This window comes from Acidovorax carolinensis, from assembly GCF_002157145.1.
Lineage (GTDB): Bacteria > Pseudomonadota > Gammaproteobacteria > Burkholderiales > Burkholderiaceae_C > Acidovorax > Acidovorax carolinensis.
This window is the reverse complement of sequence record NZ_CP021361.1, coordinates 3,052,421-3,067,036: the sequence shown is the minus strand read 5'-3', so window position 1 is coordinate 3,067,036 and position 14,616 is coordinate 3,052,421. Positions and strand designations below refer to the sequence as shown.

13 protein-coding genes and 1 pseudogene are annotated in these 14,616 nt (G+C 64.5%); 2 read left to right on the top strand and 12 right to left on the bottom strand.

Annotation, left to right across the window (positions count from 1 at the left end):
• The 4 genes from CBP34_RS14320 to CBP34_RS14305 are packed head-to-tail and all read right to left on the bottom strand — an operon-like array spanning position 1 to position 4,381.
• On the bottom strand, positions 1-603 hold the full coding sequence (locus CBP34_RS14320; RefSeq protein ID WP_094098426.1) for an acyltransferase: 603 nt from the start codon (positions 601-603) through the stop codon (positions 1-3).
• On the bottom strand, positions 587-1,819 hold the full coding sequence (locus CBP34_RS14315) for a lipopolysaccharide biosynthesis protein (RefSeq protein WP_094098425.1): 1,233 nt from the start codon (positions 1,817-1,819) through the stop codon (positions 587-589). Before CBP34_RS14315 ends, CBP34_RS14320 begins: the two co-directional genes overlap by 17 nt.
• The gene (locus tag CBP34_RS14310; protein ID WP_094098424.1) at positions 1,816-3,738 is read right to left on the bottom strand and encodes a polysaccharide biosynthesis protein; all 1,923 of its coding nucleotides are present in this window, start codon (positions 3,736-3,738) and stop codon (positions 1,816-1,818) included. Before CBP34_RS14310 ends, CBP34_RS14315 begins: the two co-directional genes overlap by 4 nt.
• 4 nt (positions 3,739-3,742) lie before the next feature.
• On the bottom strand, positions 3,743-4,381 hold the full coding sequence (locus tag CBP34_RS14305; RefSeq protein ID WP_094098423.1) for an LON peptidase substrate-binding domain-containing protein: 639 nt from the start codon (positions 4,379-4,381) through the stop codon (positions 3,743-3,745).
• Positions 4,382-4,458: 77 nt separating this feature from the next.
• Here CBP34_RS14305 and CBP34_RS14300 point away from each other — a divergent pair, with 77 nt between their 5' ends.
• Positions 4,459-5,010 (top strand): YggT family protein, encoded by a 552-nt coding sequence (locus CBP34_RS14300; protein ID WP_094098422.1) that lies wholly within the window; start codon positions 4,459-4,461, stop codon positions 5,008-5,010.
• Positions 5,011-5,108: 98 nt separating this feature from the next.
• Here CBP34_RS14300 and accD read toward each other — a convergent pair whose 3' ends face one another.
• The 8 genes and pseudogenes from accD to asd all read right to left on the bottom strand — a co-directional run bounded on the left by accD (position 5,109) and on the right by asd (position 13,816).
• Positions 5,109-5,981 (bottom strand): acetyl-CoA carboxylase, carboxyltransferase subunit beta, encoded by an 873-nt coding sequence (gene accD, locus CBP34_RS14295; protein WP_086914148.1) that lies wholly within the window; start codon positions 5,979-5,981, stop codon positions 5,109-5,111.
• A 108-nt stretch (positions 5,982-6,089) separates the two neighbouring features.
• Positions 6,090-6,899, bottom strand: coding sequence for a tryptophan synthase subunit alpha (trpA, locus tag CBP34_RS14290; RefSeq protein ID WP_094098421.1), 810 nt, complete (start codon positions 6,897-6,899; stop codon positions 6,090-6,092).
• The gene (gene trpB, locus CBP34_RS14285) at positions 6,900-8,183 is read right to left on the bottom strand and encodes a tryptophan synthase subunit beta (protein ID WP_086913035.1); all 1,284 of its coding nucleotides are present in this window, start codon (positions 8,181-8,183) and stop codon (positions 6,900-6,902) included.
• A pseudogene (locus CBP34_RS14280) lies at positions 8,161-8,923 on the bottom strand (phosphoribosylanthranilate isomerase). Before CBP34_RS14280 ends, trpB begins: the two are co-directional and overlap by 23 nt.
• Complete coding sequence (gene truA / locus CBP34_RS14275) at positions 8,920-9,726, bottom strand: tRNA pseudouridine(38-40) synthase TruA (protein ID WP_236748426.1); 807 nt, start codon at positions 9,724-9,726, stop codon at positions 8,920-8,922. The pseudogene CBP34_RS14280 and the gene truA overlap by 4 nt, the downstream one beginning before the upstream one ends.
• 62 nt (positions 9,727-9,788) lie before the next feature.
• The gene (locus CBP34_RS14270) at positions 9,789-11,747 is read right to left on the bottom strand and encodes a motility hub landmark protein FimV (protein WP_418134680.1); all 1,959 of its coding nucleotides are present in this window, start codon (positions 11,745-11,747) and stop codon (positions 9,789-9,791) included.
• Complete coding sequence (locus tag CBP34_RS20445) at positions 11,732-12,400, bottom strand: type IV pilus assembly protein FimV (protein ID WP_418134679.1); 669 nt, start codon at positions 12,398-12,400, stop codon at positions 11,732-11,734. Before CBP34_RS20445 ends, CBP34_RS14270 begins: the two co-directional genes overlap by 16 nt.
• 282 nt (positions 12,401-12,682) lie before the next feature.
• Positions 12,683-13,816 carry an aspartate-semialdehyde dehydrogenase gene (asd, locus tag CBP34_RS14265; RefSeq protein WP_086927874.1) on the bottom strand — a complete coding sequence of 378 codons (1,134 nt, stop codon included), beginning with the start codon at positions 13,814-13,816 and terminating at the stop codon, positions 12,683-12,685.
• Between the two features lie 304 nt (positions 13,817-14,120).
• On the opposite strand from asd, the gene CBP34_RS14260 reads away from it, so the two are divergent.
• Complete coding sequence (locus CBP34_RS14260; RefSeq protein WP_086913030.1) at positions 14,121-14,546, top strand: cupin domain-containing protein; 426 nt, start codon at positions 14,121-14,123, stop codon at positions 14,544-14,546.
• Positions 14,547-14,616: the final 70 nt, after the last annotated feature.

Sequence of the window (14,616 nt, the reverse complement as noted above, 5' to 3'; positions counted from 1 at the left end):
TCAGCGGGGCTTCTGTGGCGTTCGGGGCAGTTCATTGGCCCAGGCGGCATAGTGCACGGCCAGCTCCGGGTGCTGTTCCAGCAGGCGGGCGTCCTGGGTGCGCACATCGCCCACGGTGCGCGCTGGAGAGCCCGCCACGATGGCGAAATCCGGCACGTCGCCACGCACGCGGGAGTGGGCGCAGACCACCACGCCCTTGCCGATGCGGCTGCCCGCCTGGACCACGCTGTGCGGGCCGATGAAGCTGTATGCACCGATCTCGATGGGCGCACGAACGTAGCCAGGCACATCGCCTGCGTGGCTGGTGTAGGCGCGCCCAAGCAGACGGATGCTGCGGTGCGAGCTGTGCGTGACGATGCTCACGAAGTTGGTGATCTGCACGCCCTCGCCAATGCGCAGCCCGGCCGTGGCGTCGAGGAAGTTGAACTGGCCGATGAACACATGGTCGGCCAGTTCCAAACCGGCCTCGCCCTCGATGCAGGTGCTGGGCGCGATGCGGGTGTGTGCCAGGGGCTGGCCCGCACGGCCTTGCTCGCCGAACACCATGCGAAAGAAAAGCTGCCGCCAGAGCCAGCGGCGCCAGCGGTTAAGCAAGGCTCTCATGGGGAATGTTGCTCCAGTGTGCCAGGGCCTGGAAATAGTAGACAAAGTACATCGCCATCGCCGCCGAGACGCCCCAGGCTGCGCCTTCCAGCCCCCCCCAGTAGAGGCCCAGCCCGAGTCCGGCGAAGAACACCCCCTGCCCGATGAGCGAAAGCTGAAGCGCCCAGGGCTGGGCGCGCCAGGCCAGTGTGACCACGGACAGTGGCGAGGCAATGAAGTGTAAGCCGATATACAGGCCCAGGCCGCGCGCGAGCGTTCCGGCACCACTCCACTGTGCGCCAAAGATCCATGTGAACAGGCCGGGGCCCCACAGCAGCAGCACGGCGGTCAGGGGCGCGGCAAGCAGTGCCAGAGCTAGCATGGTGCGGCGTACCAGGGAGCGTGCCTCGGCCCCGCTGCGCGCCTGCAGCAACTGCGGGTAGAGCGCCTGCGACAGCGCACCGCCCAGCAAGGTGGCCGGGGCCTTGAGGTAGCGCAGCGCCAAGGCCCAGAAGCCCGCGCCTGCGTCTCCGGCCCAGGCGGCGATGAGCAGCAGGGTCAGGGTGTCCTGCAGCGCGCCGATGAAGGCGTGTGGCGTGTTGTAGAGCGGGAAGTCGCGGTGGCGCGCGGCCATGGCCTTCAGGCGCGGCAGCGGCTGGCTTCCCAGCCGCCGCCAGCCGCCTTGCGGGGCCGGGCGTGCCAGCAGCCAGGCGGCGCCCAGGCCGGCCACGATGGGGCCGGCCAGCAGGCCCACTGGGCCTGCTTTGAACAGGCCCAGCAGGACCTGCAGTACGGCGCTACCTCCCTGCTGCACCAGGCGTGCCGCCGACAGCAGTCCGAAGCGCTGCGACCGCGTGGCCCAGAGAGTCAGCCACTGGGTGGCGCCGATGGCCAGCACGCCCGCAGGCAACCACCAGGCGAGGGCCATGCCCTGCCAGACGTGGAGTACCACGGCAAGGAGGGTGGAGGCCGCAGTGACCGCCAGCAGCAGGCGCGCGCACAGGGCCATCAGCAGCGCGGCGCTCTGGGGTTTCTTTTCGAGCGGCAGGGCGAATTCGTAGCGCGCGCAGCCCACCACGGCCAGGTTGGTGGCCACGGCCCACAGCAGCGCGTACTGCCCGAAATCGCTGGGCGCATACAGCCGCGTGATCAACGGTCCGAGCAGCAGCGGCAGGGCATGGGCCAGCACGCTGCCGGTGAGCAGCGTGAGCGTGGCGCGCAGCAGGCCGGCCGTCATGTGCCGTCGGTGCTGGTGGGCTGGTAGCCAGGCACCAGCTGGCGCAGCATTGCCTTGATGGTCGGGGTGTCGTCTGCCACGGCGGCTTTGCGCAGGGCCTCCAGCGTGGCCTGCATGCTTTCCCAGGCGGCATGTTCCTCGCGTGCCCGCAGGATGCGCGGATGCGCGGTGGGCAGGGGGTGGTCGCCGATCAGCAGTTCTTCGTAGAGCTTCTCGCCGGGGCGCAGGCCGGTGAACTCGATGGCGATATCGCCGCCCGGGTGCTGCGCGTCGCGTACGGTCAGCCCCGACAGCGCCACCATGCGTCGGGCCAGCTGAACGATGCGGATGGGTTCGCCCATGTCGAGCAGAAACAGGTCGCCCCCTTCGGCCATGGCGCCGGCCTGCAGCACGAGCTGGGCCGCCTCGGGGATGGTCATGAAATAGCGCGTGACCTCCGGGTGCGTGACCGTGACGGGGCCGCCTGCGGCGATCTGGCGTCGGAACAGCGGGATCACGCTGCCACTCGACCCCAGTACGTTGCCGAAACGCACCATGGAAAAACGCGTAGGGCAGGTCCATGGGGCGGCAGCAGGTGCGCCGAATGGCGGCTGGCGGCTCGCCGCGATGGCCTGCAGCACCAGCTCGGCCATACGCTTGCTGGCGCCCATGATGTTGGTGGGGCGTACCGCCTTGTCGGTGGAGACGAGCACGAAATGCTGCGCTCCATATTCCAGCGCCATGCGCACCATGTTGAGCGTGCCGAACACATTGTTGAGCACGCCTTCGCCCGCGTTGGCCTCGACCATGGGCACATGCTTGTAGGCGGCGGCGTGGTAGATGGAGCCGGGGCTGTGTGCGCGGCAGATGTCAGCCATGCGCCGTGGCTCGACCACGTTGGCCAGCAGCGGCACGAGTTCGCAGGCGTGCACGCCCTGGTCGCGCAAAGCCTGTAGTTCGTGGTGGATGGCGTAGAGCGCGTATTCGCTGTGGTCCACCAGCAGCAGCCGCGCCGGGGCCGCCTGCACAATCTGGCGGCACAGCTCGCTGCCGATGCTGCCGCCCGCACCTGTGACCATGATCACCTGGCCCGCCAGGTTGCGTCTTAGCAGTTCAGGGTTGGCCGCCACAGGTTCGCGGCCGAGCAGGTCTTCAATGTCCAGGTCCTGAAAATCGGTGATGGTGACCCGGCCGCTGGCCAGGTCGGTCAGCCCGGGCAGGGTGCGAATACGCAAGGGTAATTCGCGCAGGCTTTCAATGATCTGGCGGCGGCGGTGGCGCGTGGCGCTGGGCACCGCCAGCAAGATGTCGGTGACGCCCAGGCGATCAATGATGTGGGGCAAGTCGTGGGGTGCATAGACGCGGGTGCCGTTGATGCTGCGCCCGGCCTTGGCAGCGTCGTCATCCACAAAACCTTGCAACAGGTACTGATGAGTACCCCCAAGTCCGGCCGCCGTCTGCGCGCCAGCGTTTCCAGCACCGTAAATCAGCAACCGGCTGGGTGCTGCGGCTGGGCGCCCCTTGAGCCAGTGCCAACCCATGGCACGGCTGGTGCCGACCATCAGCAAAAAGATCAACGGTTGCAAAATGCCAACGCTTCGGGGGACGCCCTCCCATTTCGCGCTGAGCAGGATGGCGAAGAGAACGGTGCCATAAATGGCTACCGCCTTGCCGGTCGTGATCAGTGCACTGATGCCTGTGTAGCGAAATATTGCGCGGTATAGCCCCTGGTTAACCAGAATAGGGAAGGCAAGTACAGGAGCCATGGCATAAACCAGCCATTGCAGACCCTCGGGCCAATGCAGGGTTTCCAGCCGCAAACTGAATGCCAGCCACATGGCCAGAATCCCCATGCAGACGTCCATGGCCACCACAAACAGCCGTTTGGCAGAGCGCGGCCATTCCAGCACGTTGCGCAATAAATACCGGTCTTGGGGCATTCGTCTAGGGAGGCGCAATGCCGGTGCGTTCCAGCACATCCCCTACCAGTTCCAGCCGGACCAGAGGGTTGTCAAGTTCCATCAGCTGCTGCTTGAGTTTCAGCGGAATGGGCAGCAGCTCGCACCAGCGGTTGGCAACCCAGCCGCAGTCGGCCAGTTGAGCGGGGGTGGGCGTGATGGTTGTGGCAGCGTCGGTATCCCGTTCGCGCAGGGATGCCAGCACCTGGGAGAGGGTGGTGGCGGTGGGGAGAAGATCCTCGGGAATCGGTACGGACAGGTCAGCGGCCAGTTGCTCCACATCGGCAACCCACAGGCCGTGCGGCAAATGGCTGCGCTGGGTGATGCGAAAACGCTGGCTGCCGCGGCACAGCAGGGTGATCAGCCCGGGCTGCGGGTTGTCGATTTTTTCGATCACGGCCAGGGTTCCGGTGTCGTGGAATCGCTCATCAGGCGCACCAGCGTGTCGCACCTCGTTGCCCTGCGTGAGTGCAACGATGCCAAACGGGGCGCCCGCATGGTGGCATTTGCGCACCATGTCGAGGTAGCGAACTTCGAACACGCGCAGCGCCAGCACTCCGCCAGGAAACAGCACGGAATTGAGCGGAAACAGCGGAAGGGATGACAGGGTGAGGGGTTGTGTCATGGGCGAAGCTCTGCGGTCGCTATCATCCCATGGCGCAGTCTGCTTTCGTACCCGGTCCACTCCAATTTGTCTCATCCATGCTCTACCAGATCGCCTCTTTCCTGCTCGACGTAATTGGTGGCCTGCTGACTGGGGCTTGTCTGTTGCGTTTGTACATGCAGTGGCAACGTGTTGCTTTCTCGAACCCGATCGGCGGCCTGGTGTTTGCCCTTACCGACTGGCTGATCATGCCGCTGCGGCGTGTGATTGCACCGGTGGGGCGCTGGGACCTCTCGAGCCTGGTCGCCGCCGCACTGCTGCAACTGGTCCAGTACTTCCTGCTGTGGCTGATTCTGGGTGCCGGGGCTGCCTGGGCCTGGTTGCCCTGGCTGGCGCTTTTCGGCCTGGTGCGTGTGGCCATCTCGGGGCTGATCGGCTTGCTGATTGTTTATGCGGTGATGTCATGGATGCAGGCCCGCTCGCCGCTTGCAGATGTGGTGGCGCGCTTGTGTACGCCGGTGCTGCGGCCGTTTCAGCGCATCATTCCGCTGGTCGGGGGGGTGGATTTGTCGCCGCTGGCCGTGCTGGTGCTGCTGCAGGTGGCAATGATCGTGCTGGGGCACTTGCAGGCGGGAGTCTTGCAGGGGTGATGGCTGTTTGATGTGCCATATTGGCGTGTAGTGCTCATGGAATAAGCGCTACACGCTATTAATTTCATAGTCCCACTGCAAGCTGCCGTCGCGCTGATTTACATGACAGCGTCGGCAGGAAGGCGTTGCAGCATGGCCAGGCTGCTGGCCACGGTGTTGCGCAGCTCGCGGCGGTCGCAGATGAAATCCACGGCGCCCTTGGTCTGCAGGAACTCGGCGCGCTGAAAGCCCTCGGGCAGCGTCACGCGCACGGTGGATTCGATCACGCGCGGGCCGGCAAAGCCGATCAGGGCCTTGGGTTCGGCAATCACGATGTCGCCCACAAAGGCAAAACCGGCGCTCACGCCGCCCATGGTCGGATCGGTCAGCACGCTGATGTAGGGCAGGCCTTTCTTGGCCAGGCGAGTCAGGGCCGCATTGGTCTTGGCCATCTGCATGAGTGACAGCAGGCCTTCCTGCATGCGGGCACCACCGGTGGCGGTAAAGCAGAGGAAGGGCACCTTCTGCTCGATGGCGGCTTCCACGCCACGCACAAACCGTTCGCCCACCACCGACCCCATCGAGCCGCCCATGAAGTCGAATTCGAAGCAGGCGACCACCAGGTTGATGCTCTTGACCGCCCCGCCCATGACGATGAGGGCATCGGTTTCGCCGGTGTTTTCCAGCGCTTCTTTCAGGCGCTCGGGGTACTTGCGGCTGTCCTTGAACTTGAGGGCATCCACGGGCAGGACTTCCTGGCCGATTTCGTAACGGCCTTCGGGGTCCAGGAACGCGTTCAACCGGGCTCGTGCACCGATGCGGTGGTGGTGGCTGCAGTGAGGGCAGACGTTCTGGTTCTGCTCCAGATCGGCCTTGTAGAGCACCGTTTCGCAGCTCGGGCACTTGATCCACAGGCCCTCGGGCACCTGGCGGCGCTCGGTGGGGTCGGTTTGCTGGATTTTGGCGGGTAGAAGTTTTTCGAGCCAGGACATGGTGTTTTCCTCTTCAATGGCACGGCCTTTGGCGAAGCCTGTGGGCATTCGCCGGGCAAGCCGGGTGTGAATCTGTCGGCAGGCGCCCCGAGGGCGCGCCGGGCTGGATTATGCGTCGAGCGCTTTTCGGATGCCGCGCAGGAAGTCGATCGTGATCGGAACCACCTTGGCGTGTTCCTGGTCTTCGATCAGCTGGATGATGCGGCTGCCAATCACCACCGCATCGGCCACCTTGCCGATCGCCTGGGCTGTTGCGGCGTCGCGAATGCCAAAGCCCACGCCTACGGGGATCTGCACATGCTGGCGGATGCGGGGCAGCATCTGCTCCACGGCAGATGTATCCAGCGCACCAGAGCCGGTCACGCCCTTGAGCGACACGTAGTACACATAGCCACTCGCCACACGGGCCACCTGGGCCATGCGCTCGTCGGTGCTGGTGGGGGCCAGAAGGAAGATCAGGTCCATGCCGTGCTCGCGCAGGCTGGCGGCAAAGGCCTCGCACTCCTCGGGCGGGTAGTCCACGATGAGCACACCATCAACGCCGGCAGCGGCAGAGTCACGCACGAACGCACCGGTGCCATGCTTTTGGTCGTAGCGTTCCACAGGGTTGGCGTAACCCATCAGCACCACGGGTGTGGTGCTGTTGCGCTTGCGGAATTCACGTACATGGTCCAGCACCTGCACCATGCCAATGCCCAGACCGAGGGCTTTTTCGCCCGCCTTCTGGATGACGGGGCCGTCGGCCATGGGATCGGAAAAGGGCACGCCCAGTTCGATCACGTCGGCCCCGGCCTCGACCATGCCGTGCATGAGTGCGGGCGTGATGTCGGCAAACGGAAAACCGGCGGTGACATAGGGAATCAGCGCCTTGCGGCCCTGCGCTTGCAGGGCGGAGAAGGTGGATGCGATGCGGCTCATTTATTTCACCACCTTGATGGGTTGCTCGCCGCCCTTGACGGACTGCCCCTGGCAGCTGGGGCGGCAGTAAAAATCGGCACCGCTGAGGTCGGCCACGGTGCCGATGTCCTTGTCGCCACGGCCCGACAGATTGACCAGGATGGACTGGTCAGTGCGCATGGTCTTGGCCAGCTTCATGGCGTAGGCTACAGCGTGGCTGGATTCGAGCGCGGGGATGATGCCCTCGGTGCGGCACAGGTAATGGAAGGCGTCGAGCGCTTCCTGGTCGGTGATGCCCACATATTCGGCACGGCCGATTTCCTGCAGCCAGGCGTGTTCTGGGCCTACGCCGGGGTAGTCCAGGCCCGCGCTGATGCTGTGGGTCTCGGTGATCTGGCCGTTGTCATCTTGCAGGATGAAAGTGCGGTTGCCGTGCAGCACGCCCGCGCTGCCCTTTTGCAGCGATGCCGAGTGCCTGCCCGATTCCAGCCCTTCGCCCGCCGCCTCCACGCCAATGAGGCGGGTTTTTTCAAACGGAATATAGGGGTGGAAGATGCCCATGGCGTTGCTGCCGCCGCCCACGCAAGCCACCACCACATCGGGCTGCGTGGTGGCCGCCTTCTGGGCCGCCAGCATCTCGGGCATCTGCTCGATGCATTCCTTGCCGATCACGCTCTGGAAGTCGCGCACCATCATGGGATAGGGGTGGGGGCCCGCCACCGTGCCGATGATGTAGAAGGTGTTGTCCACATTGGCAACCCAGTCGCGCATCGCCTCGTTGAGCGCGTCTTTCAGCGTCTTGCTGCCCGACTCGACGGGCACCACGGTGGCGCCCAGCAGCTTCATGCGGTACACGTTGGGGCTTTGGCGCTTGACGTCTTCCGCACCCATGTACACCACGCATTCGAGCCCATAGCGGGCGCAGATGGTGGCCGTGGCCACGCCGTGCTGGCCGGCGCCAGTCTCGGCAATGATGCGCGGCTTGCCCATGCGCTTGGCGAGCATGGCCTGGCCGATCACGTTGTTGATCTTGTGGGCGCCGGTGTGGTTGAGGTCTTCGCGCTTGAGATAGATCTGCGCGCCTCCCATTTCTCGGCTGGTGCGCGCTGCGTGGTACACGGGCGAGGGGCGGCCCACGAAGTGCTTGAGTTCATAGTGGAACTCGGCCAGGAACTCGGGGTCGTGCTGGTAGCGCGCGTAGGTCTCGCGCAGTTCCTGGATGGCGTGGGTCAGGGTTTCGCTGACAAAGCTGCCGCCGTAAGGACCGAAATGGCCCGAGGGATCAGGTTGCTGGTAGGAATTCATGGGGGGTTCTTTGCAAGTTGTGCATCGGCCGCACGGACGGCGGCTACGAAGCGTTGAATTTTGTCGGCGTCCTTGATGCCTTTGATGGGCTTGCCATCGGGGCCATCGGCTTCGACGCCGGAGCTCACATCAACGGCCAGCGAGAAGCCTCGCGGGCGCACTTGCACAATGCCATCGGTCACGTTTGCAGGCGTGAGTCCACCAGACAAAACGAGATGAGAGGCTACGCTTGGTGGAAGGAGTGACCAATTGAAAGCCTTGCCGCCGCCGCCAAAACCGTCGACATGCGCGTCGAGCAGGATGGCCTGGGCTCTGGAGTAATCATGGGCGTATTTTACGAGGTCGAACCGTGCCGCACCGTCGCCGAGGGGAATGCGGGCTGCACGCAAAAATGGCCGGGTGCCTCCCAAGGTGCCAGCCAGACATTCGGCGGGAGACTCATCTCCATGAAATTGAATCGTAGCGCCCGCCAATAAAGCGCTGGCAGCTATGATATTTGAAGCAGTCTCGTTGACAAACAACAGCACCGGTGTAACAAACGGCGGCAGGCGGGAGGCCAGCGCGGCCGCCCTTTGTGGCGAGACGGCCCGGGGGCTCGCGGCATACAGCACGAAGCCGATGGCATCCACGCCGGCTGCGACTGCGGCGTCCACGTCCTGCTCGCGTGTCAGGCCGCAAACCTTGATACGGGTGCGAATGCAGGAGGAGGGGAGTGGTTTTTCTGGGGGCAGGCTGCTCATGGCAGCCAATCATACGCAGCCGTGCGGCTGGGCAGGCCCCAGCGAGGTTCGTAAACAGGGCCTTGAAAATAAAGGCCATCGGGCGAAAAGGTGGGTGCCGCCACGTCGCGGGAGCGTGCAGCCAGCACCTCGCTGACCCATTCGGGGGGCTTTTTCCCCTGGCCCACCGCAATCAGGCAACCCATGATGTTGCGAATCATGTGGTGCAGGAAGGCGTTGGCCTCGAACTCGAAACGCCAGTAGCATGGGGCAAAGCCTTCTGACGGCTCTGCCTCGGTGGCCGGGGTGCGGGTGATGTCAATGCGCTGCAAGGTCTTGATGGGCGACTTGGCCTGGCAAGCCGACGCACGGAACGACGTGAAGTCGTGTTCACCCAGCAACTGTTGCGCGGCCTGCGACATGGCGGCGTGGTCGAGCGGGTAGAAAACCCAGCCGACGCGGCCTGCATCGACGCTGGGGCGCACGGGCGACTGCAACAGCACATAGGCATAGCGCCGTGCGATGGCGCTTGCACGTGCGTGAAAACCGTCGGGTACTGGCTGGGCCCATTGCACCGCAATGTCCGGCGGCAAAAAGGTATTGGTGCCGCGCACCCATGAAGACGCCGGGCGGTGCAGTGGCGTATCAAAGTGAACGACCTGCATGAGGCCATGCACCCCCGCATCGGTGCGGCCTGCGCACAAGGTGCTGACCCGGTGCGTAGCGAAGCGGCCCAAGGCCGCTTCGAGATGATCCTGGATGGTGTTGCCCGACAACTGGCTTTGCCAGCCGTTGTAACGCTGGCCGCTGTAGGCCACCCCCATGGCCACCCTGGAAAGGTGGCCTGGGGCCGTGTCTTGCGGGATGCCTGAATCGACCGGGCGCATCAGCCCAGGTCGGACAGCAGCCGCTGGGCGCGGGCCTTTAGCGCCCCCGAGGATTCGGCGACCACTTCTTCGACCAGGGTGCGGGCCCCGTCAATATCGCCGATGGCATTGAACTCCTGCGCCAGCGCCAGCTTGGTGGCCAATGGGTCATCGGCGGCTGCATCGACCCCGTCGTCTGCTGCGGCGGCTGGCGCTGTTGCTGCTTCGGGGGGCGTGGCAGGTTTGGACGGCGCGCCCAGGTCCAGCGTCAGGTCGCCCAGGTCAAACTCCATGGGCGCCGTGTCAGGGGTGTCTGCCTTGGCGCTGGCCATCAGTGGCATGGCGCCAGAAGGGAGCATGGTGAGATCGTCGGTGGCCGGGAAATCGAGGTCCGCCATCGGCGGTGGTGCGATCGCAGCGGCAGGCGCCAATGCGGGCTGCATGGCAGACAGCGATGTGGGCAGGTCCAGTTGCGGAAGTGCTGCCGATTCGGTGTCGCCTTCATCGGTAGCGGTTGCCGCGGCCGCTGCGGCGGCAAAGCCACCCGCGGCGGCTGGCGCCTCGGTCAGCGCGTCTTCGGGCAAATCCAGGTCGAGGTCGAGATCCAGGTCAGGTGGGAGTGCAGCAGCTGCTGCTGCGGGCGCAGCGGCCATCGCGGTGCTCGCGACGCTGGCAGGCGAGGCCGAGGCGGTGGCAATGCCAGGGGTTGCGCCGGGACGGCCCCCAGGTTGGTACAACGGGTTTTCCTGGTCCAGATCGCGGCCCAGTTCGGTCACACGGGCCCAGTCCGAGCCTTCGCCTTGCGTCAGCTTGAACACGTCACCGGCCACTGCTTCAAGGGCCTTGCGATCCTGCCGCTTGGCGTAAATCTCGGCCAGCTTGACGTGCACCGATACGCGGGCTGGATTGTGGCGAATCGCTTCCTTGAGGATTTCTTCTGCCTGAAGGTCGCGGCCATATGCCAGATACACGTCGGCTTCGGCAACGGGGTCCACGTCACCGCCGGCATCAAGCTGGCTGGGGGAGTAGGCCATGGATGAGCCGGTCGTCATCTGGCTGTTGGCCGTGTCCACTTGCTGGCCGCCGCTGGCGCCAAAAAAGGAGTCGGGTTGCAGGCGGCTTTCGAGGAATGAACTGTCCACACCGGCGTTGGCGCGACGCCGTTGCACCACGCGGTAGGCACCGTAGCCGCCCAGGGCGATCAGTGCGAGAAGTCCTCCGGCAGGTACCAGGGGGTCATCCATCAGACCTGACAGGAAGCTCGGCTCGGGGACAGGCGCTGGCATGGAGGCGGGCTTGGGCACAGGTGCTGGCGCAGGGGCGGATGCTGGCGCCGCGGCTTGCGCCGCCACTGCTGCTGGATCACTGGCCGCCGCCTCGGCGGCCACTGGCACGCTGGCCGCGGCAGATACGCTGGCCGCGGCAGATGTCGCCAGGGCTGCTGGCTCGGAGGCTGTCGGCTGAGTGGACACTGCAGCCGGCGTGGCGACAGCCACCGCGCCAAGCGCGCTGGAGGCTGCAGTTGCAGGCGCACCGACCGGCGCAGACGCCGCGCTGAGCTGGTTCAGCTCGTTGATGTTTTTGGACAGTTCGGCCATACGGGCCGAGGATTCGCTGGCTTGCTTGTCCTTGGCCAGCTGGTCTTCTGCAGCCTTCTGGCCCGTGATGGCGCCCTTGGACAGCGTCAGCTTGTCGGGCGCGGCGGTTGCGGGCTTCTTGTCTTCGACCCGTGCTTGCACTGTGCCGCTGGCAGAGCGCTCTGCGGCTGCCACTTCGGCGGTGGGGGCTGCCGCAGCGAGTTTGCGGCGGAATGCGTTGAAATCCCGGCTTTGTGCCGCCAGAACCTGGCGGGCTTCGGCCGGTGGCGTGGCCAGTGCGGTGGCCTCATCCGGCATTTGCAGCACGGCACCGGCCTTGATCCTGTTGACGTTGCCCTGGATGAAGGCGTCCGGGTTGGCGCGCATCAGCGCCACCAGCATCTGGTCCAGCGATACGCTGGCAGGGCGGTAGTTGTTGGCCAGGCGACCGGCCGTGTCGCCCGCCCGAACAGTAACGGCATCGGCTGGCGCTGGGCGTGGGGTGGCGACCGCAGTGCTGCGGGGCGCGCGCGGGCGGAAGGCGCCGCAACACGCGGGGAGATCGGTGCAGAACCTGCTTGCGCCTGGGCCTGCGCCACGGGGGCTGAAACCTGCGGTGCCGCGGTAACTGCGGGCGCTGCGCGGCGCGAGGCTGGCGGATCGAACAACATGGTGTAGCTGCGCACGATGTGGCCGCTTCTCCAGGAAGCATCCAGCACCAGGTCCACGAAAGGATCGTTGACAGGGCGGTCGCTGGACAGGCGCAGCACAGCCGTGCCGTTGGCCCGCCGCTGCAGTTGCACCCGCAGATTGTTCACTGCCGGGTTGAATTCCAGGCCCTGGGCGCGAAAGACTTCGGGCGAGGCGGTGGTGGCACGCAGGGTGTCAGCCTCTTCCGGGGTGATCTGGGGCAGATCGATTTCGGCGCGCAATGGCTCCCCAAGGGCGGATTGCACCGTAATGCGGCCCAGAGCGAGGGCAGAAGCATCGTCGGCACAAAAACCGGTCAATGCGACGGCCGCAGCCGCCAGGACAGAAAATTTCCAACGATGCATGTGTGCCATCAAATGTGGTGGTTGTGCGACTCGGTCGAGCGGCGTTGTACTTCTCATGGTCTGATCCCCGCCCCGGCGCGTGAAAATATGTAAAAAGCACCATAGCATCAATGTTTTGCACTGACAAGCTGAGGCGGCGCCGAAGCTTTGAGCGAGGTGTCGACGCCTGTTTTGCGGTATTTAAATGTTGCCAATTGCCAACGTGGCGTAACTGGGTGTGTCCGAGCGCGGGGCACAAAAAAGCGCGCGCAACAGAGTGCGCGCGCTAAGGGCAGGCTCGTGTCAGGCGTCCAGCAGAATGCGCAGCATGCGGCGCAGGGGCTCGGCAGCGCCCCACAGCAGCTGGTCACCGATGGTGAAAGCGCCCACATACTCGGGGCCCATCGCCAGCTTGCGGATACGACCCACGGGGATGTTCATGGTGCCGGTCACAGCCACGGGCGTCAGATCCTTGATGGTCGCTTCGCGCGTGTTGGGCACCACCTTGGCCCATGGGTTGTCGGCGGCAATCATGGCTTCGATGTCGGCCACGGGCACATCCTTCTTCAGCTTGAAGGTCAGTGCCTGGCTGTGGCAGCGCATGGCGCCCACGCGCACGCAAAAGCCATCAACCGGAATGGCGGCGGCGTTGAAGCCTTCGCCCATGCCGAGGATCTTGTTGGTTTCGGCCATGCCCTTCCACTCTTCCTTGGACATGCCATTGCCCAGATCCTTGTCGATCCAGGGTATCAGGCTGCCGCCCAGCGGCACACCAAAATTGGCGGTTTCAGCGCTGGTCAGCGCACGCTGCTTGGCGATGACCTTGCGGTCGATTTCCAGGATGGCGCTCTTGGGGTCATCGAGCAGGGCCTTCACTTCACCATTCAGCGTGCCGTACTGGGTCAGCAGTTCGCGCATGTGCTGCGCACCGCCGCCCGACGCGGCCTGGTAGGTTTGGGTGCTCATCCACTCAACCAGGCCTGCCTTGTACAGCGCGCCCACACCCATTAGCATGCAGCTCACCGTGCAGTTGCCGCCGATCCAGTCCTTGCCGCCATTGGCGAGGGCGTTCTTGATGACCGGCATGTTGACCGGGTCGAGCACGATGACGGCGTTCTTTTCCATGCGCAGGGAAGACGCGGCGTCGATCCAGTGGCCCGTCCAGCCTGCGGCGCGCAGCTTGGGATACACCTCATTGGTGTAGTCGCCGCCCTGGGCCGTGATGATGATTTCGCAGCGCTTCAGGGCATCGATGTTGAAGGCGTCTTGCAGCGTGGTTTCGTTCCTGGCCTGGGCGGGAGCCTTGCCACCCGCGTTGGACGTGGAGAAGAACAATGGCTCGATCAGATCGAAGTCTTTTTCTTCGATCATGCGATCCATCAACACCGAGCCGACCATGCCGCGCCAGCCGACCAAACCTACCAACTTGTTGCTCATTTCAACGCCCTTTCAAATAAAACAGTGCCAGACCAGCCTGTTTGCCCCGGCTCGTCTGGCCAGGGTGGGCGCACGACGATACCGGAGCTGGATCAGCCCTTAATGGTCGTGGTTTTGGTGGTGATTGCGCGCGCAGCAACACCGGCCAAGGTGGCGGATGTTGTGTTCATGGCGAACGGGTGGGCGGCAAACATGGGTGCAGATTGTACTGGATCGCTGTTCTGAAGGGATTGTCAGCGCAGTGGCTTGAATGTTAGTCTTCTCAGGCAGCTGTCCCACCCTCATTCCTTGAAGGAGGATCACCATGACTTCTGCTGAAATCAAAGTCGGTCAACTTGGCATCAACTACCTCGTTGACGGCTCGCACACCGCGAGCCTTGGCATGTTTGAGCTCACTGTGCCACCCGGCTCCAACGTGCCGCCGCCACACAGCCACTCCAACAATGAAGAATGCGTTTACGTTCTGGGGGGAACCCTTCGGTATACGGTCGGAACGGAGACGCGCGACCTTGGTCCGGGCCAGAGCATGAGCACGCCGAAAGGTGTGGTGCATGCCTTCTCGAATCCATTTGGCGAAAATGCCCGAGCCTTGATCGTCCAGTCTCCGGACATCGGGGCCCAATACTTCAGGGATGTCGCTGCCGTGGTCAACGCCGGAGGTCCGCCAGACAAAGCTGCCCTGGTTTCCGTAATGACAAAGTACGGGCTGGTCCCGGCGGCTCCAAAGTGACGCCCAATCGTCGCATTCCAGTTGACGTTCAGCCATTGGGTTCCATGGCCATAAAAAAAGCAGTCCTTTC

Bases quoted from the DNA above. Each gene is read 5' to 3' on its own strand.
- CBP34_RS14310 (WP_094098424.1), bottom strand. From the start codon at position 3,738: ATGCCCCAAGACCGGTATTTATTGCGCAACGTGCTGGAATGGCCGCGC.
- CBP34_RS14305 (WP_094098423.1), bottom strand. From the start codon at position 4,381: ATGACACAACCCCTCACCCTGTCATCCCTTCCGCTGTTTCCGCTCAAT.
- truA (WP_236748426.1), bottom strand. From the start codon at position 9,726: ATGGGGGTGGCCTACAGCGGCCAGCGTTACAACGGCTGGCAAAGCCAG.
- CBP34_RS20445 (WP_418134679.1), bottom strand. From the start codon at position 12,400: ATGCATCGTTGGAAATTTTCTGTCCTGGCGGCTGCGGCCGTCGCATTG.
- trpB (WP_086913035.1), bottom strand. From the start codon at position 8,183: ATGAATTCCTACCAGCAACCTGATCCCTCGGGCCATTTCGGTCCTTAC.
- CBP34_RS14270 (WP_418134680.1), bottom strand. From the start codon at position 11,747: ATGCTGGTGGCGCTGATGCGCGCCAACCCGGACGCCTTCATCCAGGGC.
- CBP34_RS14320 (WP_094098426.1), bottom strand. From the start codon at position 603: ATGAGAGCCTTGCTTAACCGCTGGCGCCGCTGGCTCTGGCGGCAGCTT.
- asd (WP_086927874.1), bottom strand. From the start codon at position 13,816: ATGAGCAACAAGTTGGTAGGTTTGGTCGGCTGGCGCGGCATGGTCGGC.
- trpA (WP_094098421.1), bottom strand. From the start codon at position 6,899: ATGAGCCGCATCGCATCCACCTTCTCCGCCCTGCAAGCGCAGGGCCGC.
- CBP34_RS14300 (WP_094098422.1), top strand. From the start codon at position 4,459: ATGCTCTACCAGATCGCCTCTTTCCTGCTCGACGTAATTGGTGGCCTG.
- CBP34_RS14315 (WP_094098425.1), bottom strand. From the start codon at position 1,819: ATGACGGCCGGCCTGCTGCGCGCCACGCTCACGCTGCTCACCGGCAGC.
- CBP34_RS14260 (WP_086913030.1), top strand. From the start codon at position 14,121: ATGACTTCTGCTGAAATCAAAGTCGGTCAACTTGGCATCAACTACCTC.
- accD (WP_086914148.1), bottom strand. From the start codon at position 5,981: ATGTCCTGGCTCGAAAAACTTCTACCCGCCAAAATCCAGCAAACCGAC.